Here is a 20,352-nt window from a genome sequence, read left to right on the forward strand (position 1 = left end):
AGCTACGGGGAGCCAGGAGGGCGACGAGGGAGTCGCGCTGGAGGCCGGAGTCCACCAGGAGGTGGGCGAGGCGGTTGGAGCGGGAGTTGAGGGCCGAGTAGGAGAGAGAAGAGGCGGAGTCGGAGACGGCGATGGCATCGGGAGTCCGGGCCGCCTGAGCCTCGAAGAGCTGGTGGAAGCAGACATCGAGGGGGACATCGGCCTGGGTGCGGTTCCACTCGACGAGGAGCTGATTCTGCTCGGACGCGGGGAGCAGGGGGATGTCACCGATGCGCTGCTCCGGCTGAGCGACGACGGACTCGAGCACCGTGCGCAGGTGCTGGGAGAGACGGGCGATGCTGGCCTCGTCGAAGAGGTCGGTGCTGTACTCGAAGCGGCCGCGCAGACCGTCGGCGGAGGCGGCGAGCACTAGCTCCAGGTCGAACTTGGACGTGCGGTGGTCCACGTCGAGTCGGCTGAGCTCCAGACCCGCGTGGGAGGTATCCGGCAGGCGGTTGTTCTGGAAGGTGAACATCACCTGGAAGAGGGGTGAGCGGCTCAGGTCGCGCCGGGGCTGGAGCTCCTCGACGAGCTTCTCGAAGGGCACGTCCTGGTGCGCGTAGGCGCCGAGCGAGGCCGCGCGGACGCGGGAGAGCAGCTCGCGGAAGGTGGACGAGTGCTCCACGCGGGTGCGCAGGACCAGAGTATTGGCGAAGAAGCCGATGAGGCTTTCGAGCTCGACCTGGTTGCGGCCAGCGATGGGCGTGCCCACGCAGAGGTCGTCCTGGCCCGAGTAGCGGTGCAGCACCACCTCGAAGGCGGCGAGCAGCACCATGAAGGGCGTGACGCCCTCGCTCTGGCCGAGCGACTGGAGCGCATCGGCCAGCTCGCGAGGCAGGTGGACGAACCAGCTCGCGCCACGCAGGGACTGGACGGCGGGGCGAGGCCTGTCGGTGGGGAGCTCCAGGGACTCGGGAGCGCCCGCGAGCTGCCGGCGCCAGTAGTCCAGTTGCTTCTCCAGGGCCTCGTCGCGCAGCCAGCGGCGCTGCCAGGCGGCGTAGTCCGCGTACTGCACGGGCAGGGGCTTGAGCGGCGAGGGCTGGCCCGAGGTGAGCGCCGCGTACAGGGCCGTCACGTCCTCGACGAGGACGTTCATGGACCAGCCGTCGGAGACGATGTGGTGCATCGTCAGCAGCACCACGTGTTCGCGCTCGGCCATGCGCAGCAGGGTGACGCGCAAGAGGGGGCCACTCGTGAGCTCGAAGGGCCGGATCGCCTCCTCTGCGGCCAGACGCCGCACCTCCTCAGAGCGCTCGGCCTCGGAGAGCGCAGAGAGATCGCGCACGGTGAAGAAGGGCTCCAGGGACTCGGCGACGTGCTGGAGGGGCTCCCCGTTGTGGGTGCGGAAGATGGTGCGCAGGGCCTCATGGCGCCGGGTGAGCTGGGAGAAGGCGCGACGCAGCGCATCCACGTCAAGTGCGCCGGTGAAGCGCACAGCGGCTGGCACGTTGTAGGCGGCGTTGCCCGGCTCGAGCTGATCCAGGAACCACAGGCGCTGCTGGGCGAAGGACAGGGGCAGGGCCTCGATGCGCGGCAGGGGCAGCAGCGGAGGCACCGCCTGTCCCTGCTGGGCCTGACGGAGCGCATCCACCTTCTCCGCGAGTGCGGCGAGCGTAGGAGCCTCGAAGAGGCTGCCCAGGGGCAGGTGCACCTGGAAGGCCTCGCGGATGCGCGAGATGGCCTGGGTGGCGAGCAGCGAGTGCCCACCGAGCTCGAAGAAGTGATCGTACGCACCCACCCGCTCCACGCGGAGCACGCGCGACCAGACGGAGGCGAGCAGCTCCTCGGTGAGGGTGCGAGGCGCGACGTAGGTGTTGTCCGAGCGGGAGGCCTCCGGAGCGGGGAGGGCCTTGCGGTCCACCTTGCCATTGGGAGTCAGAGGCAGGGCGGCGAGGGTCACGAAGGCCGAGGGCACCATGTACAGGGGCAGGTGCCGCTGCACGTGCTCCTTCAACTGGGCCGGGTCCGGGGAGTGCCCGGCGCTGGCCACGACATAGGCCACCAGCCGCTTGCCGCCCGGGGAGTCCGAGCGAGCGTGCACGACGATGTCCTGCACGGAGGGGTGCTGGCGGAGGACGGCCTCCACCTCACCGAGCTCGATGCGGAAGCCGCGCACCTTCACCTGGTTGTCGATGCGGCCGAGGTACTCCAGCTCACCATCGGGCAGCAGGCGCACGAGGTCGCCGGTGCGGTAGAGGCGGGCGCCGGGCTCACGGGAGAACGGGTTGTGGACGAAGCGCTCGGCGGTGAGCTCGGGGCGGTGGAGGTAGCCGCGGGCGAGGCCTGCGCCGCCGAGGTACAGCTCGCCGGGCACGCCCACGGGCACGGGGCGCCGGAGCGCGTCGAGCACCCAGGCGGAGGTGCCGGTGAGGGGGCGTCCGATGGTGGGCTCGCCGCGGGCGTCGCGAGGCACGCGCACGTAGGTGGAGTAGGTGGTGTCCTCGGTGGGGCCGTAGAGGTTGTAGACGTGCTCCACGGTGCCGGTGCGGTACAGGTCGCGCACGAGGGAGCCCGGAAGGGGCTCGCCCGCGAGGTTCACGGTGCGCACGGAGGCGGGGATGGAACCGGCGCGCACCAACTCGGTCATGGCCGAGGGCACGGTGTTGATGAGCGTGACCTCACGGGCGGCCTTGAGACCCGGCAGGGCCAGGGCGTTGTCCGCGAGGATGACGGTGCCGCCGCGGGACAGCGGGGCGAACATCTCGAAGACGGACAGGTCGAAGCAGAAGGACGTGGCGGCGAGGACGCCGGAGAGCTGCTCGCGGGAGAAGACGGAGTGGGCCCAGCGCAAGAAGGCCACGGCGCTGCGGTGCTCGATGGCCACGCCCTTGGGACGGCCCGTGGAGCCCGAGGTGTAGAGGACATAGGCCAGGTTGTCCGGCCCGGTGCTCGCGGGAGCCAGCGGCTCGCGGGCGGCCGGTGCTTCAGTGTCCGCCTCCAGGTGGACGACCTGGGCCCGGTGCGCGGGCAGCACGCTGTGCAGCCGCTGCGCGGTGATGAGCACCGGGGCGTGGGAGTCCTCCAGCATGAACGCCAGTCGATCGGCGGGGTACGCCGGATCCAGCGGCACGTAGGCGCCGCCGGCCCGCATCACACCCAGCAGGGCGATCACCATCTCCGGCGTGCGCTCCAGGCACACGGCGACGCGCGTCTCGGGGCCGACGCCCAGGGAGCGCAGCTCACTCGCCAGTCTCGCGCTGCGAGCATCCAGCTCGCGGTAGGTGATGCGCCGCTCCTCGTGCACCAGCGCCACCGCATCGGGCGTACGGGCGGCCTGTGCCTCCACCAGGTGGTGGACGCACGTGTCTCCCACGGGCTCGGCGCGCGTGTCGTTCCAGGCGCGCAGTTGCTGCCACTCGCGCTCCGGGAGCAGCTCCGCGGTGTCGTACCGGCTCTGGGGCGCGCGGGCCATGGCGCTCAGCACGCTCAGGTAGTGCGCCTTGATGGACTCGACCTGATCGGCGCCGAGCCCGTTGCAGTCCAGGGCGATGTGCAGCGAGGTGCTGGCGGTGTCGACGTTGAAGTAGGCCGTCCAGGCGAAATACGTCTGGTCCGTGGCCATCATGTCGAGGACCTCGAGCCCGCGCAGCTCGCGCAGCCGATCCAGGACGTGGAAGTGGGTGAAGTTGAAGGCGGTGTCGAAGAGGGGCTGGCCGCCGCCGAAGGACTTCTGGAGCTGGGCCAGAGGGAAGCGGCGGTGGGGGAGCCGGGCGCGCTCGGCCTCGAAGGCGGCGCGGGCCAGGTCGTGCCAGGAGCCGCCCGTCAGGTCCATGCACAGGGGGATGGTGTTGAGGAAGATGCCGAGCACCTGATCTCCGCCGGGCACCTCGGGGCGTCCGTTGGCGATGATGCCGGTGACGACCTGGTCCCTTCCGGTGAGCAGCGCGACGACGCGGGTGTGAGCGGCGATGAGGACGTTCTTGAGGGGGAGCGTCGTCTCGTTGGCGATCTGCTTGAGGCCGGCGAACGTCTCGTCGGCCACGGGGAAGAGGATGCGGATGTGCTGGCCGGGGGACTCGCCGTCACGCAGGGGCCAGTGGGCCAGGGGCGCGCGCTCCACGCGGCTCAGCTCGCGGGCCCAGAAGCTCCGAGACTCCTCGGAGCCGAGCGCCGAGCGCTCCAGGGCGACGAAGTCCCGGTAGGTGGTAGCGGGAGGGGCCTCCACGGGCGTCTCGCCATCGAGCGAGGCCACATAGAGCCGCAGCAGCTCCGACCAGGTCGAGGCGACGCTCCAGCCGTCGAGGAAGGGCTCGGAGAGGGTGATGCGGAAGGTGTCGTCGGTGAACCGGTGCGCATGCAGCCGGATGAGCGGAGGCTGACGCCAGGAGAAGCCCTGCCGGCGCTCGGCGAGGCTCCAGGACTCGAAGTCCCGCCGCTGCTCGTCCTCCGTCCGGCCGCGCCAGTCGAGCACCGTGAGCGGCACCGTGACGCGCTCGTGCACGAGCTGGAGGGGCTCGCTGAAGGAGGAGACGTCGAACGACGAGCGCAGCATGGGGTGACGCCGCGCGAGCTGTGCGAGCGCCCGGCGCAGGGCGTCTTCGTCGAAGCGCACGCGCAGGTGGAAGCTGGTGAGGTACACCTCGTAGCCCTGGCGCAACTCGGCGTGGAAGACGAAGCCGGCCTGGAGCATGGACAGCGGGTAGGCGTCGGACAGGCCCTCGGGCAGCGCGGCCCTGTCGGCGGCGGACAGCAGGGAGAAGGGCTCGGTGCGCGTGGACTCCTCGCCGCCGCGCCGCAGTGCGAGGGCCAGGGCGCGCACCGTCTGGTGCTCGAACATCTCCGCCACGCTGAGCGTGAGCCCGTGCTCGCGGGCGCGCGCCACCACGCGCAGGCTGCGGATGGAGTCACCTCCCAGCTCGAAGAAGTTGTCGTCGACGCCCACCGGCTCCAGCCCGAGCGCCTCGCTGAAGACGACGCACAGCTGCCGCTCCAGCTCGTTGGAGGGAGCCACGTAGCCCTCGCGCAGCGAGGGGCGCAGACGATCCGGGGCGGGCAGTGCGCGCCGGTTCACCTTGCCGTTGGCGGTGAGAGGGATGGCGTCCAGGAAGACAAAGGCGGCGGGCACCATGTACTCGGGGAGGCGCTCGCGCAGGAAGGAGCGCAGCTCGCCCACGGAGGGCTCCGCGGTGCCCGAGTGGGCCACGGCATAGGCCACGAGCTGCTTCTCGCCGGAGCCGTCCTCGCGGGGCACCACCACCACCTCGCGCACGGCGGAGTGCTGGGCAAGGGCGCTCTCGATCTCGCCCAGCTCGATGCGGAAGCCGCGGATCTTCACCTGGTCGTCGATGCGGCCCAGGTACTCCACGTCGCCATCGGGGAGGCGGCGCGCCAGGTCGCCACTGCGGTAGAGGCGGGTGGCCGGCTCGGAGGAGAACGGATCCGCGATGAAGCGCTGGAGGGTGAGCTCGGGGCGGTTGAGGTAGCCGAGCGCCACGCCCGCGCCGCCCACATACATCTCACCCGGCACGCCCACGGGGACGGGTTGCTGGTGCTTGTCGAGCAGCAGCAGGGAGAGATCCGGAATGGGCACGCCGATGACGCTGCCCGGGGCCTCGTCCACGTCCCGGGCGCGGATGGGCCGGTAGGTGACGTGCACCGTCGTCTCGGTGATGCCGTACATGTTGACGAGCAGGGGGCGCTCGTCGCCATGGCGCTCGAACCAGGGGCGCAGGCTCTGAAGGGGGAGGGCCTCGCCGCCGAAGATGACGTAGCGCAGGGCGAGCGCTTCGCTGCCAGCGGGAGCCGAGAGATCCGCCTGGATGAGGGAGCGGAAGGCGGAGGGCGTCTGGTTGAGGACGGTGACGCGCTCGGAGCGCAGCAGCTGGTGGAAGGACTCGGGGGAGCGGCTCACCAGGTGAGGAACGACCACCAGACGGCCACCGTAGAGCAGGGCGCCCCACAGCTCCCAGACGGAGAAGTCGAAGGCGATGGAGTGGAAGAGCGTCCAGACGTCGGAGCCGTCGAAGCGGAACCAGTCCCAGGTGGCGTCGAAGAGGCGGGCGACGTTGGCGTGCGTCACCTGAACGCCCTTGGGGCGGCCGGTGGAGCCCGAGGTGTAGATGATGTACGCGAGATCCTCGCCAGCGGAGGGCACCTCCAGCCGCGAGCGCTCCTCGGACGCGATGCGCGAGGCGTCCTCATCGAGCAGCACCACGCGGGAGGCCATCTCGCCGAGGGCGCCGGTCAGCTTCGCCTGGGTGAGGAGCACGCGAGCGCGGCTGTCTTCGAGCATGAAGCGGGCGCGATCGGCCGGGTAGGCGGTGTCGATGGGCACATAGGCCGCTCCCGCCTTGAGGATGGCGAGCACGGCCACCACCATCTCCGGCGAGCGCTCCAGGTAGAGGCCCACGAGATCTCCCCGCACCACGCCCTGACGGGCCAGGTAGCGGGCGAGCTGGTTGGAGCGCGCCTCCAGCTCGGCATAGCTCAGCCGCTGCTGCTCGAAGGAGAGGGCCACGGCCTCGGGAACCGCCGCGGCGCGCTCCTCGAAACGCCGGTGCAGACACACTTCTCCGGAACGGAGCGCATGGCGCACGCGGGGGGCGCGTGTGAGCTCCGCGCGCTCCTCGGGTGACAGCAGGGGCAGCCGGGAGATGGGCTGGGACGGATCGGCCGCGATGCCCTCCAACAGGCGGATCATGTGCCCGGCCATCCGGGCCATGGTGCCCGCGTCGAAGAGGTCGACGTTGTAGCGCAGCGAGCCCGCGAGCGTGCCGTCCAGCTCGGCGAAGGTGAGGGTGAGATCGAACTCCGCCACGTGGCGCTCGAGGGCGAGCGACTCCACCTCGAGGCCGCCCACGCGCATGCGCACGCCGCTCTCGTCGAGGGCGAAGCCACTGAGGGCCTCCTGGCCGGGGAGGTGCGAGCGCTGCAGCACCAGCTCCACCTGGGCGAGGGGTGGGCGGCTGGGATCACGCCGCACGCGCAACCGGTCCACGAGTGTGGTGAAGGGAAGCTCCTGATGGGACAGGGCGTCCACCACCACGGTGCGGGTGCGCTCCAGGAGCTGCTCGAAGGAGGGCTCGCCGGAGAGGTCTCCGCGCAGCACCACCTGATTGACGAGGTAGCCGATGACGCCGCTGAGCTGGGGGCGGGTGCGGCCACTGGCGGGGGAGCCCACCCAGACGTCTTCCTGCCCGGTGTAGCGGTAGAGGAGTGTCTGGAAGGAGGCGAGGAGCAGCGTGTAGAGGGTGACGCCGCGCTCGCGGGTGAGCGTCAGCAGCCGCTGGGCGAGTGCCGGGGGCAGGCGGAAGGTGTGGACGGCGCCCGCGTACGTCTGCACGGGAGGCCGAGGGCGGAAGCTGGGTAGCTCCAGGGGGACGGGCTCGCCCGCGAGCCGCTGCCGCCAGTGCTCCCACAGCCGCTCGCCCTCGCGGGCCAGCAACTCGCGCTGCTGGCGCTCGACGCCGGACATGTCCAGCCGCACCGGGGGCAGGCCAGAAGGCTCACCGCGCCGCGAGCGCTCGTACAGCTCACCCAGCTCCTGGAACAGCACGGCGAGCGAGACCAGGTCCACGATGATGTGGTGGAAGCTCAGCAGCAGCACGTGCTGATCCGAGGCCTGGGAGAAGAGGTACACCCGCATCAGGGGCCCGGACGCGAGCTCGAAGGGACGCGCGGCCTCCTCCCCGAGGCGCTGGCTCAGGCGGGACGCGTCCCACGCAGAAGCATCCTCCTGGACGAAGTGGACGCGGGCCTGGGGGAGCACGCGCTGCACGGGCTGGCCGTCCACGCGCACGAAGAGGGTGCGCAGGCTGGCGTGCCGATCCACGAGGGCCTGGAAGGCGCGGTGGAGGGCGGGCACATCCAGCTCGGAGCGCACGCGCGTGGCGTGGGTGACGTTGTACTCGGTGGTGTGGGGGGAGAGCTGGTGCTGGAACCAGAGGCCCCACTGGCCGGGGGTGAGCGGAAAATCGCCGTGGGTGGGACCGGGCGCCGCCTCGAGTCCGGGAGCGGTGGACGTGGTCAGCACCTCCTCCACGGTACGGGCGAGCTCCTCAGGGGAGGGACCGGCCAGCACGCGCGAGAGGGGCAGCGTCACCCCCAGGTGCTGCTCGAGGGCGTTGCCCAGCTCCACGGCCGCGAGCGAGTCCAGACCCAGGTTGCTCACGGACTGCGAGGGCTCCACGGCGGACAGGGATGTGCGCAGGGCGCGGGCGATCTCCCGGCGCACCAGGGCCAACAGGGCCTTGTGGCGCTCGGGGGCGGGCAGGGCGCGCAGCGAGTCCACGTCGGGCGCGGTCTCCTCGGCTCCGGCCTCCTCCTCCTGGGGACGGGCCTGGAGCGCGGACCGGGCGACGATCTCCAGATGGCCCTCGCGCAGCATCTGCCGGCACTCGCGGCGCTGGAGCTTGCCGCTGGACGTCTTGGGCACGGCTCCGGGTCGGGCCAGCACCACCGTGTCCACGCGCAGCTCATGCGCTCGTTCCACGGCGGAGCGCACGGCGGCCACCACCTCGTCGGTGTCCAAGCCCTCTCGCGGCGTCACCTCCACCACCACCACCACCCGCTCACCGTCCTCGCCCTCCTCGGCGAAGGCCACGTTGCAGCCCGCGCGCACCGCCGGGTGGCTGCGCTCGGCCGTCAGCTCGAGGTCCTGCGGATAGTGGTTCCGCCCGCGGATGATGATGAGATCCTTGGCCCGGCCGGTGACGAAGAGCTCTCCGTCCTGCCGCAGGAAGCCCATGTCTCCGGTGCGCAGGAAGGGCCCGCTGTCGTCCGCCGTCCGGGCCCGGAACGTCTCCTCGGACACCTCGGGCCGGCCCCAGTACCCGCCGGCCACGCTCGGGCCGGAGAACCAGATCTCCCCCACCTCGCCCGGTGCACGGCGCTCGCGCGTCACCGGATCCACCACGATCACCTCATGGCCGATCGCTTTCTTGCCGCTGCCCACGAGCAGGCGGGCCTCGGGCGACTCCTCGCTCGCGGGCAGGGCCTGATGCTGCTCCAGCTCCGCCATGCGGAAGGGCTGCAGCACGGGCGGCTCGCTCGGATCGCCTCCGGTGACGAAGAGCGTCGCCTCGGCCAGGCCGTAGCACGGGTAGGAAGACCCAGGGCGGAAGCCATGGGGAGTGAAGGCCTCCGCGAAGCGCCCGAGCGTCTCCGGGCGGATGGGCTCCGCGCCGTTGAAGGCCAGCCGCCAGCGGCTCAGGTCGAGCGTGGCGCGCTCCTCCGGCGTCGTCTTGCGCACGCACAGGTCGTAGGCGAAGTTGGGTCCGCCGGAGATCGTGCTCCCGAAGCGCGTGAGGGCCTCGAGCCACCGGAAGGGCCGCCGCAGGAAGGTCAGCGGCGACATGAGCGCCACGGGGTTACCGGCGTAGAGCGGATGCAGGATGCCGCCGATGAGGCCCATGTCATGGTAGGGCGGCAGCCAGATGGTCCAGTGATCCTCCGCCGAGCTGCGGATGGCGTGGGAGATGGCGCGCAGGTTCTCCAGCAGGTGCGAGTGGCTGAGCATCACGCCCTTGGGCGTGCCGGTGGACCCCGAGGTGTACTGGAGGAAGGCCAGCGAGTCCTTCGTCAGCTCCGGGCGCCGCCACTCGGCCTCCTGCCCTGAAGGCAGCTCGTCGGTCGCCACCCACTTCAGCTCGCGCAGCTCGGGGGCCTGCTCGAAGACGAACTCCGACATGGACAGGATGAAGGAGTTGGTGAACACCACCGACGCCTGCGCATCCCGGATGATGGCGCGCAGGCGCGGCAGCGTGCGCTCCAGGCGGGTCGGATCCGGCGGGTAGGCGGGAACGGCGATCGCCCCGGCGTACAGACACCCGAAGAAGCCGGCGATGTATTCAGTGCCGGGAGGGTAGAGCAGCATCACCCGCTGGCCGGCCGCCTTGGGTCCGAGGCTTGCCGCGATGCGCCGAGCGCGCGCGTCCAGCTCCGCATAGGTGAGGATCGACTCCTCCCCGGGCGAGTCCTCCAGGAACGTGTAGATCCGGAAGTCGGCGCGCTGTTCAGCCCGGAGGGCGAGCAGGTCCATCAATGTCGGGGCCTTGGAGGGATGCACGCGGTCGCTCATTGCGCTCGAGGGAAAGTGGACGCGCCTGAATCCCAAAGAGCCGCCGTCCCCAGGTCTCTGCTGGAGCCGTGGCAATCTGCTTTTTCAGGCCTTCCGAATGGCCTTCATTCAACATTGAACTTCTGGCGGTTTTCAAGGAGTATGTGGATGTTCACGGCTGGTAAATATTTCTTGAAAAGTGCGAATTTCCATGAACCCAGAAAATCTCTCCCTGTCCGAGAGGGTGGCTCTGCTGCAAGGGAGCCTGCGTGAGACGCCGGTGGTGGAGTTGGCGGCGGAGGGGATCCGGCTCCACGCGAAGCTGGAGCACGCCAACCCCTTCGGGAGCCTGAAGGATCGGCCGGCCTTCTGGATCCTGAAGTCAGCGGTGGAGAGCGGGGAGGTGACGGAGCGCACGACGCTCATCGAGTCCTCCTCGGGCAACTTCGCCAACGCGATGGCCAGTTATTGCCGACTGTTGGGGCTCGAGTTCATCCCGGTGATTGATCCAAACATCGCGGGGTCGAATGAGGCGTTCCTGCAACGGATGTGCAAACGCGTGGTGAAGGTGCAGGAGCGGGACGAGACGGGCGGCTTCCTGAAGACGCGGCTGAGGAAGGTGCAGGAGCTGTGCAAGGAGTTGGAGGACACGTTCTGGCCGAACCAGTACGGCAACCCGAAGGTGGCGGAGGCGCACTACCGCTACACGGGGGAGGAGATCTGCCGGGTGTTCAAGCAGCTGGACTACGTGTTCGTGGGGGTGAGCACGGGCGGGACGATCGCGGGGGTGTCGCAGCGGCTCAAGGAGCGCTTCCCGTCGGTGAAGGTGATCGCGGTGGACGCGGAGGGGTCGGTGATCTTCGGGGGGCCGCCGAAGAAGCGGCACATTCCGGGGATCGGCGCGAGCGTGAGGGCGGAGCTGGTGGACCGGGCGCTCATCGACGAGGTGGTGAACGTGCCGGAGGTGGAGACGGTGAGGGCGTGTCGGGAGCTGCTGTACCAGCACGGGCTGCTGGTGGGGGGCTCATCGGGCTCATGCTACGCGGCGGTGAAGAGGTACCTGCCGCGGATGAGGTCGCTGTCGGCGCCGCCGCAGGTGCTCTTCCTGTGCGCGGACAAGGGCGGGCCGTACCTGGACACGGTCTTCAACGATCCTTGGTGCGCCCGGCTCGAGCAGTAGGCCGCCACCTCGCCCTCCAGGCAGGCATCCTCCGAGGAGCAGCCTCTGTGCACTCGATGGGGAGGTCGCGCGGAATCACAAACGCATGGCTTCGTGCTCTGTCCGGGTGCAGTGCATAACCCACGAGGAGCGAGCACATGAAGATCAAGACGAACATCCGGGGTGGTCAGGCAGCTGGTTACATCTTTGGCGGCGGCAACTGCCGCATCTATGCGGTCGCCTGACGTAGAAGGGGAGGCCGGTTGATTCGAGTCGCCAGTGGGCGGTGTGCCGCCTGCTGGCGACTTCGTTTTCGCGGGGGGGCGGGAGCGGCCCACTCGTCCTCCCAGCGGGGCTTCTGGACGCGAAGCGAAGCGAATCACAAGGCCGGGTCCCGTGCTCAGTCAGGGAGACCATCCCTGTCGTGGAGCACGACGCGCCTGGGCATTTCAGGCCTGTGCTCCCAGGAGCCCTCGCATGAGTCAGGAAGCCGTGCCGGTTGATCCCCATGAGACGCTGTATCTGCCCATGCGGCGTCGCTTCTCGAGTGAGTACGTGACCACCCCGGAGGGCACCCGGGAGCTGCGCATCTTCTTCGGCATCAAGGAGATAACGATCGATGAGCCGGACCTGCTCTCCTTTGGGGAGGCGCTGCTCAAGCAGGATCAGTTCATGGCGGGCAGCGCCACCACCTGGAGCGCGGGTGAGCCCTACCCCTGGGAGCGCGTGAGGGAGTTGCTCGAGGCCCTGCTGTCCGAGGACATCCTCTCACGTGAGGCCCCGAGCGCTTCTCCCGAGAGTGACCAGCATGAGAGGTTTCTGGCGGAAGAGGCCCGGCGGGACGCCCCCACGGAGCCCCTGTGGTGGAACCCGGACTGCCCCCAGGTGATGGAGCGGTTGGTGGGGGAGCCGCTGGAGCTGGGCTTCATCGAAGCGGTAGTCCCAGTGCATCGCGTCGCGCACCCGGCGCTCGACGCGGAGGGACGCCACATCGGGGAGATGAACGTCTTCCCCGATGCCATGCGCATGAAGCTCCCGACGGAGTGGCGGGCGTGCCCCTATCCGGGCAGCCGCTATCGGGACGATGCGATGATGAACCTGACGGCGCTCAGGGCCATGACGCGGCACTGGAAGCCCGTGTTGCAGGAGACGCTCGCGATTCGCGCGGAGTTCCTGCGCCGCTATTCCCTGCTCCCAGATGGGAGCTGGCGGGTGGGGGATCTTCACGCCGTGTGCTGCGCAGTGCTGGCCCTGCCGACCCTGTTGCTGATGCGCGCGAACGCGCCCGTTGCCAACGGTGCGCTGGATCCGGTGCTGTCCTCCCTGTTCCGGGTGACGGACGGCGTGCGGATGGTGATGTCCTATCTGCTCGCCCGCACGGAGCAGCCGATGACCTACGACTCGCCCATCACGGCGGCCGAGCTGTACCGAGTCTCCGAGCACGAAAACCAGTTTCTCTCGAGCCGGGGTGTCTGCGCCGGTCCTCCGCACATGGTGGAAGAGTTCTTCGCGACGCTGCTGGATGGCAAGCCCGTGGAGGGTGCTGCCACACCCGATACGGCGTGGGCCGCGGAGATCCCCACGGCGGTGGATTACGGGCTGCTCGGACTCCAGCTCTATGCGCTCCAGTCCACGCTTTGGATTCGCATGTGCCGCACCTACGAGAGGGTTCGCACGGCGCTTCTCGAGGTGGAGGATGAGCCGGGTGGAGTCCTGGGTCGGCTGCGCGAGCGTGTCGAACTCGATTGGCAGTTGCTCCAGCTCTCTGGGATGGACCAGCCCCCCCTGCGGGAGTGGGGAGAGGCTCGCCGCATCGAGATGTACGAGCGCGCCCAGCAGGGCATGAGGGGTTTCCGGGAGGACACGCGGCTTCGCTTCCAGGATGCCTTCATCCCCGCGGGAGATGATGTGGATGAGACTGCCCGCCTGCGGCTCCGGGAGCTGATCCACTCGCGCGCGGGCGCTCCCTCGGGGGCCCGGGGGGACGTCCTCGACGCCGTGGCGGATGCCATCGCGGGGTTCCTGGCCATTGAACGCTCAGCGCTTCACGCCCTGGAAGAGACTCAGCGCCAGGTCAATGCGTTGCTCCAGCGCCCCCACCCGGCGCGGAAGCTCTCCGTCGTGGATCTCTCGCTCAATCACCGCCTGCGCACGGGCACCATCCGCGCGTTGCCCTACCTGCTGGATGTGCTCCGGGATGAGCTGGGCATCACCGCGCAGGCATTTGAAAATTGACCCGAATCTGGAATCACAAACACCGCGTCCGTTCTCAATCTAAGTGAAGTACGTCGCAAACTAGGAGCAACACATGAAGATCAAGACGAATGTTCGTGGTGGCCTTACCGTTGGGACCATTTTTGGCGGCGGCAACTGCCGTCGGTATGGTCCCCTCCTCGCCTGAAGCAGAAGAGGACGCCGTTTGATTCGAGTCGCCAGTGGGCGGTACTCCGCCTGCTGGCGACTGTTTTTGTTTCAGGGAGGCGGGACGATCTTCACCTTCGACAGGACATGGTCCAGGGCCATCTTGTGGAGGGCCAGGTTCTCGAAGCGCCGCATCACCGCCGGGTCGGACTTGAGCACCTGACCCAGCTCCTCGCGCGTCGTGTGGGAGCTCTCGGCGATGACGTCGATGAGCGCCACCAGGTCTTCCTCCCTGGGCTCGACCCGATCCCTGGCGAGGACGGCCTGAAGCCCCAGGCTGATTCGCAGCCGCCGCTCGGCGTCGACCCGGGTGAACGGATCGCTCAACCACCCCTCGAGCGCCTCTTGCAGCTCCTCCTGCTCGAAGTTCCGCTGGACCAGCTGCGGGTACTCGGTCTCCGTCCACGCGCGGCGGATCTCCTCGTCGATGAGGCCCCCGGACACCTGCGTCCGGGTGCGCTCCGCCAGCTCGTCGAGCACGCGCTCCTGGAGCTCGTGCAGCGCCTGCTGCTCGCGCTCGGAGGTGAGCTGCCGGGCGATGTTCTCCATCACCTCGTCGAGCGTCGATCCCAGGTCGAGCGCGGAGAAGAGCTCCGGGGACTCGTCGGTGAGCAGCGTGACCTCGCGTGCGGCCATCACGTCCACCAGGAAGCGGGCCTCGGCTCCGCGCAGGGACTCGACCGCGTACGTCTCCGGGAGGAGGAGGGTCACCTCGACGGAGAGGCCCACCTTCGCGCCCACGAGCGCCTCGAAGAAGCCAGGGCGGAGGGGAGCCGGCGTGGCCTCCGTCCACCAGTCGGTGCGGGCGGAGAAGGGGATGAGCTTGCCGTTCGCGTAGCCCAGGACGTTCAGGAGGAGGTCATCCCCCAGGGCCACGTCCTCGCCCGGGGCGCGGTCCCTGCGCGCCGAGCGCTCGCGGCACAGCGCCGTGAAGCGCTCGGTGAGGTCGTCCTCGGTCAGCGGCTCCACGGTAGGGGCGGGCACCTCCAGCCCTTCCAGTGACGGAGCCTCCAGGACGGAGGGGAACTTCGCGGGCTCCGAGCTCTCGAGCCCCTGCATGCCTGGAGAGCTCTGGAGCGGACGCCTCCCCTGCAGCTCGGACAGGATCGTCCTCTTGCCATTTCCCGTGGAGTCACCGCTCGTGGACATGCTCTCTCCCGTGAGGTCCTGGAGGGGCCGGAGAGGCCCCTGGAGGGCACTCTACTCGAAGAGCTTCTTGAAGAGCCCTCCCACCACGCTGGATCACGTTCGAAGAAAACGGTGAGTGGATTCTCGTGCGGCGCCGTTGCGGAGTCGCTGCTGAATCTGCGAAACCTGTGGGGCGTGGGTGCTTTTCACTCAGGGAGTTTCCAGAGGGCGCTCCGGGCTTCACCAGGAGTCATTCTCGTGGCGAACCGACTCGGACTCGTGGGCCTCGGTTTGCTGATGTGCTGCACGTTCGGTGGTGCGCACGCGGCGGAGCCGGCTCTCACGATCAAGGATTTCCACCACACCGCATGGACGCTCAAGGACGGGGCGCCCGCGGGCATCTGGGCCATGGCGCAGACAGAGGACGGTTGGCTCTGGCTGGGAACGGCCTCGGGGCTCTACCGCTTCGACGGAGTCGTGTTCGAGCGATACGACCTGCTGCCGGCGGAGAGCACGGCGTCGCGCTCGATTGGCGCGCTGTTCGCCAAACGGACGGGTGAATTGTGGGTGGCCTACTCCTACGGTGGCGCCAGCGTCCTGAAGGACGGCGTGGCGACGCACTACGGTGCCCGGGAAGGCCTTCCGAAGGGGTTGCCGATCGATGGGTTCGAGGAGGACGGCGACGGGCGGATCTGGGCGGAGACGGACAAGGGCCTTTATGTGCTCGAGCGGGGCGTCTGGGAACTGGCCGGCGAGCAATGGGGTTTCGCGAGGCCCGGCAGTGTCCAGATGGCTCAAGATGGTACGGGTACCCTGTGGGTCTCCGCCGACGACGGCGCTTATGTGCTTCGCAGAGGTGCGCGGCGCTTCGAACGTGTCGAGACCGATGTGAAGCCAGGCTCCGAATCCAGCCTGTATCGCACGAACGATGGCACCCTTTGGAAGCAAGACGACAGGGGATTCAGCCCGCTTCGTGGTCCTGACGTGCCGCTGCGGTCGGCATCCTTTACTGAAACCACGTCACAGCACGCGAACACGATGGTCTTCGACCGCGAGGGCTCCCTGTGGTCGGTCGTCTGCGCCCCTGGAATCTGCCGGATCAGGGAGCCCCATGCCGCCGACCGCCCTTTCCAGCTGGGGCAGTTTTCAGGCGACAAGTTCAAACTGTCGGACGGTCTGTCGTCCGATGTCACGATGACCCTGCTCGAGGATCACGAAGGCAATATCTGGATCGGGACGAAACTCGGGCTCGATCGCTTCCGGCGCAATGACGTCAGGGTGGTCGGTTTTCCCGAGATGGTGGTGTACTTCGCTCTGGTGCCCGGTGAAGGCGGCGAGATGAGGACCGGGTCGGCGTCCCGAAACAACCTCCCCGATCGGATGTGGCAACTGGAGCCGAGTCCGAGCCCGGTACCCGGCTTCAGCGGCGCGGTGACGGCGGCCTACCGCGACACCGATGGAAGCACGCTGTTGGGCGGCCCGGAGGGCTCATGGCGCTTCGCCGGCGGCAAGTTCACACCGCTGGCCGTGCCGAAGCAGGAAGAGGGCAACAGGGTGCAGGCCATCACACGTGATGGTGCCGGGCGGCTGTGGATGTCCTTTCGTGCATCGATTGCCTACCGGCTGGACGGAGACACGTGGACGCCGCGCGGAGGTATCGCCGAGTTGCCGGAACTGGCTCCCGCCCGCGCCGTGACGGACGAGCAAGGGCGCGTGTGGTTTGGCTACAACCAGAACATGCTGGCCATCGTGGAGGGCAACACGGCGCGGTTGTTCTCCGCGGCCGACGGCTTGCGGACAGGGACCGTGACCGCCATCCTCCCGGGACCGGAGACGATCGTGGGCGGCGAGCTGGGAATGGCCGTCTTCGATGGCAGACGGTTTCGTCCGCTCGCCGCCACGCGCCAGGACGTGCTCACCGGAGTCACGGGGCTGTTGAGGACGCGGGACGGGACGCTCTGGGTGAATGGCAACGCGGGCGCCGTGCGTATCTCGGCGGATGCTCTCCGCCGGGCACTGGCCGAGCCGGACTTCCGGATGCCCTTCGAGCTCTTCGACATGGAGGACGGCATGCCGGGAGCCGCGCAGCAGATCCGTCCGTTGCCGACCCTTGTCGAGGGCACGGATGGGCGGCTGTGGTTCGCGGCGACGAACGGACTGGCGTGGATGGACCCGGAGCGCATTCATCGCAACGCCAGGTCACCACCCGTCGTCATCCGCTCGCTCGTCGCGGGTGACCGGCGCTACGGACCGGAGGCAGGCCTCCATCTGCCGCCGCGAACGCATGGCCTCAAGATCGCCTACAGCGCGCTCAGCCTCTCCATGCCCGAACGTGTCGCCTTCCGCTACCGCCTGGAGGGAGTGGACGAGGACTGGCAGGATCCGGGAACGCGGCGCGAGGCGATCTATACGAATCTGGGACCGGGGACGTACCGCTTCCGAGTCATCGCCGCGAACGAAGACGGTGTCTGGAACGAGCAGGGAGCGGCGCTCGATTTCGAGATAGAGCCGACGTTCTTCGAGACGCGGTGGTTCCTGGCGCTGTGTGTGCTGGCGGGGTTGGGCGTGTTGTGGTTGCTGTACGTGCTTCGGCTGAGGGAGATGACAGCGCGAGTACGCCAGCGCCTGGAGGAGAGGCATGCCGAGCGGGAGCGGATAGCGCGAGAGCTGCACGACACCCTGTTGCAGGGCATCCAGGGACTGATGCTGCGTCTCCAGGCAATCAGCGCGAACCTGCCGCAGGGCGAGCACCGCGAGGGTCTCGAGCGGGCGATGGACCGGGCGGACGACGTGCTTGTCGAGGGGCGGGATCGGGTGCGGGGACTGCGTGCGTCGAGCGAGGAGATACCGGACCTGGCGGAGGCGTTCGCGGCGGTGGCACGGGAGTTTGGCGGGAGTCCTGGCCCGGTCTTTCGCGTCGCCGTCGAGGGTGCGACGCGCGTGCTCAATCCGCTCGTCGCGGACGAGATCTATCGCATTGGCCGCGAGGCGCTGCGCAATGCCTTCCAACATGCGGGAGCGAGCGAGATCGAGGCCGAGATTTCGTACGACGTGGACGAGCTCCGGGTGCGCATCCGCGATAACGGGTGCGGGATAGCGCCGTCGATTCTCAACTCCGGCCGACCCGGCCACTGGGGACTTGGCGGCATGCGCGAGCGAGCGGAGAAGGTGGGGGCACGCCTGGAGATCCTGAGTGGCGTTGGACGTGGCACCGAGGTGACCCTGGCGCTGTCCGCGGAGCGAGCCTACGTGCACCATCGCGGAGGCGGCTGGCTGCGCCGCCTCCAGGGTTTCCGCTGAGCGCGCCCAGGGGGCTCAGGCCTTCAGGAAGGCCAGCAGGTCGGCGTTGACCTGATCCTTGTGCGTGATGGTGAGGCCGTGCGGAGCACCGGGATAGATCTTCAACGTGGAGCCCTTGACGAGCTTGGCCGAGAGCAGGGCCGAGGCGCCGATGGGAACGATCTGATCATCGTCGCCGTGGATGATCAGCGTCGGCACGTCGAACTTCTTCAGATCCTCGGTGTGATCCGTCTCCGAGAAGGCTTTGATGCAGTCGAGGGCGCTCTTGAATCCGGCCTGCATTCCCGCGAGCCAGAACGAGTCTCGCATGCCTTGCGAGACCTTGGCGCCCGGCCGGTTGGCCCCGAAGAAGGGGGTGGTGAGATCCTTGAAGAACTGAGAGCGGTCGGCGAGCACACCGGCCCGGATGCCATCGAAGGCCTCGAGGGGCGTACCACCGGGGTTGGCGGCCGTCTTGAGCATCAGCGGGGGCACCGCGCCCACCAGAACGGCCTTGGCCACCCGCTTCGTGCCGTGGCGGCCGATGTAGCGGGCCACCTCGCCGCCACCCGTGGAGAAGCCGACCAGCACGACATTCTTCAGATCGAGGGTCTCGATCAGCGCCGCGAGATCGTCGGCGTAGGTGTCCATGTCGTTGCCGTTCCAGGGCTGGCTCGAGCGGCCATGGCCACGGCGGTCATGAGCGATGGCGCGATAGCCCCTGGCCGCCAGGAAGTTCATCTGGTCTTCCCAGCTGTCGGAGTTGAGGGGCCAGCCGTGGCTGAACACCACCGGCTGTCCCGTGCCCCAATCCTTGTAATAGATCTGCGTGCCGTCCTTCGTCGTAATCGTGCCCAATGTCCTGGCTCCGTGGGGGTGCGTGGTGGAGAAGCGCTGCACGTTCCCAACGGTAGCCAGCGGGGTCTGGCGCGAAAACCCTCGGGCGGATGGGGCGGGAGTACCCATTTAGGGGGATACGGCGACCCCCCCCACCGTTACCCTGGCTGCTCACGAGCTTTTTCTTCAGCCGCCGCACTGCACCAGGCTTTTCATCGCTGCACTTCCACGACTACACCGTTGACGAAGGTCACGTGCTTCGCACCGACACAGTCAACGTCCATGTGAGCTCGAGTCGCGATGTTCAGCCATCGTTTGGTCTTCGGGCAGATGCGGCACCACGTCCACACCTCTCGCTGGCTCTCCGCCGTCTCAATGACACTCTTCTCGCACGGATCTCCAAGCGCTTCCTCGACCTCATCTGGCGTCATTCCCGGCATGGCGCGTTCTTCTTCGATGGCGCGGCGCTTCGCCTCAATGAGGCTCTCCGGCGCATCGGCCCCGTCCCCACTCCGCGCCGCCTGGTATCCCTCCGCGCTGCGATCGTCTGTCGGCGGACGGACGAACGTCTGGGATGAACTGGCATCCGGCACTATCGGCAACGTGCCATCAGCGGACGTCAGACGTGTGTCTGCAGCCGTGACAGTTCCAGCATTCGTCCCCGTGTTTGTCGCTGCCTCGGAGACCGCAGACGATGCCCCCAGTTCTACCCACTCTGTCCGCAGGCGGAATTTCGCCGTAGCCGTATCCCAGTCATACATAACATTGAGTGTGCCATTGGACCTGGGCTCAATCGCAATATCGGGGAAGTCAGTCCATGTCCCCAACGACATCACCCCGATGCGCAGCACAACCTGTTGCCCCTCTCTCCATTGTAGGCCACTTGGAACGGCGTAGGTCGTCGCAGTGGGAATCCGGAACTCTGGGCCTACGCTGAACGTCTCCTCGGAATCGGGCCAGACGACAAGCACGCGGAAGAGTGACTCGGTGTATGCATTCGTGAGGAGCAGGGACGCCGACTGATACGGCGCGCGCCTCAGTTCTGCGACACGCTGTTGATGAGCCTGGCGCCGCTCCGCTTCAGCTCGTGCGAGGGCTGCGGTTCTCTGTGTGGCTTCCTCCTTCTTCTGCTGGACGAGGCTTTCCCACTGAGAGCGGGCCGTCTTGCACTCACCGAGGCGAAGGGCGCCGAGTCCAGCCGACGCACCGAAGGGCGCTGCCAAGAGCAGTGTCCCAGGGATCCCTCCGGCTCCGGCCTGACGCTCTTCTGGAGTCGGGCCAGCCAGTGCCTGGACAGCGAAGACAGTGGCGAGTCCCGCGAAGACACCGGCAAGGACCACGTCCGTCGTGACGGGCCAGCGTTCAGTCGAACAGGGTGGCTCTACGCCCGAATCGGCCTGGTAGGACGCCGGCAGACTTCGTGTCTTGAAGAACGAGCAACCGCTAATCGAGGCGACCACCAGCAGCGAGCACGCGGTACGACTCGCGCGTG

At 68.4% G+C, this 20,352-nt stretch carries 7 protein-coding genes; 3 read left to right on the forward strand and 4 right to left on the reverse strand.

What is annotated here, in order from left to right; genetic code table 11:
* The coding region (locus DAT35_RS25470; RefSeq protein ID WP_158501869.1) for a non-ribosomal peptide synthetase at positions 1 to 10,045 on the reverse strand (10,045 nt) is incomplete at its 3' end.
* Positions 10,046 to 10,247: 202 nt separating this feature from the next.
* On the opposite strand from DAT35_RS25470, the gene sbnA reads away from it, so the two are divergent.
* On the forward strand, positions 10,248 to 11,216 hold the full coding sequence (gene sbnA, locus DAT35_RS25475) for a 2,3-diaminopropionate biosynthesis protein SbnA (RefSeq protein ID WP_108069760.1): 969 nt from the start codon (positions 10,248 to 10,250) through the stop codon (positions 11,214 to 11,216).
* Between the two features lie 456 nt (positions 11,217 to 11,672).
* Positions 11,673 to 13,430: a hypothetical protein gene (locus tag DAT35_RS25480; protein ID WP_108069761.1), complete on the forward strand. Its 1,758-nt coding sequence runs from the start codon at positions 11,673 to 11,675 to the stop codon at positions 13,428 to 13,430.
* 237 nt (positions 13,431 to 13,667) lie between these two features.
* On the opposite strand, the gene DAT35_RS25485 is transcribed toward DAT35_RS25480, so the two are convergent.
* The gene (locus DAT35_RS25485) at positions 13,668 to 14,765 is read right to left on the reverse strand and encodes a peptidylprolyl isomerase (RefSeq protein WP_108069762.1); all 1,098 of its coding nucleotides are present in this window, start codon (positions 14,763 to 14,765) and stop codon (positions 13,668 to 13,670) included.
* 237 nt (positions 14,766 to 15,002) lie between these two features.
* Here DAT35_RS25485 and DAT35_RS25490 point away from each other — a divergent pair, with 237 nt between their 5' ends.
* Positions 15,003 to 18,044, forward strand: coding sequence for a sensor histidine kinase (locus tag DAT35_RS25490; protein WP_108069763.1), 3,042 nt, complete (start codon positions 15,003 to 15,005; stop codon positions 18,042 to 18,044).
* A gap of 15 nt (positions 18,045 to 18,059) precedes the next feature.
* Here the strand turns inward: DAT35_RS25490 and DAT35_RS25495 are convergent, their stop codons facing one another.
* Both DAT35_RS25495 and DAT35_RS25500 read right to left on the reverse strand, forming a co-directional pair.
* Positions 18,060 to 18,881: an alpha/beta fold hydrolase gene (locus DAT35_RS25495; RefSeq protein ID WP_108069764.1), complete on the reverse strand. Its 822-nt coding sequence runs from the start codon at positions 18,879 to 18,881 to the stop codon at positions 18,060 to 18,062.
* Between the two features lie 191 nt (positions 18,882 to 19,072).
* Positions 19,073 to 20,083, reverse strand: a complete 1,011-nt coding sequence (locus DAT35_RS25500; protein ID WP_108069765.1) for a hypothetical protein — start codon at positions 20,081 to 20,083, stop codon at positions 19,073 to 19,075.
* Positions 20,084 to 20,352 lie beyond the last annotated feature (269 nt).

Origin of the sequence: Vitiosangium sp. GDMCC 1.1324 (assembly GCF_003044305.1) — a bacterium.
Taxonomy (GTDB): domain Bacteria; phylum Myxococcota; class Myxococcia; order Myxococcales; family Myxococcaceae; genus Archangium.

Bases quoted from the DNA above. Each gene is read 5' to 3' on its own strand.
- sbnA (WP_108069760.1), top strand. From the start codon at position 10,248: ATGAACCCAGAAAATCTCTCCCTGTCCGAGAGGGTGGCTCTGCTGCAA.
- DAT35_RS25480 (WP_108069761.1), top strand. From the start codon at position 11,673: ATGAGTCAGGAAGCCGTGCCGGTTGATCCCCATGAGACGCTGTATCTG.
- DAT35_RS25485 (WP_108069762.1), bottom strand. From the start codon at position 14,765: ATGTCCACGAGCGGTGACTCCACGGGAAATGGCAAGAGGACGATCCTG.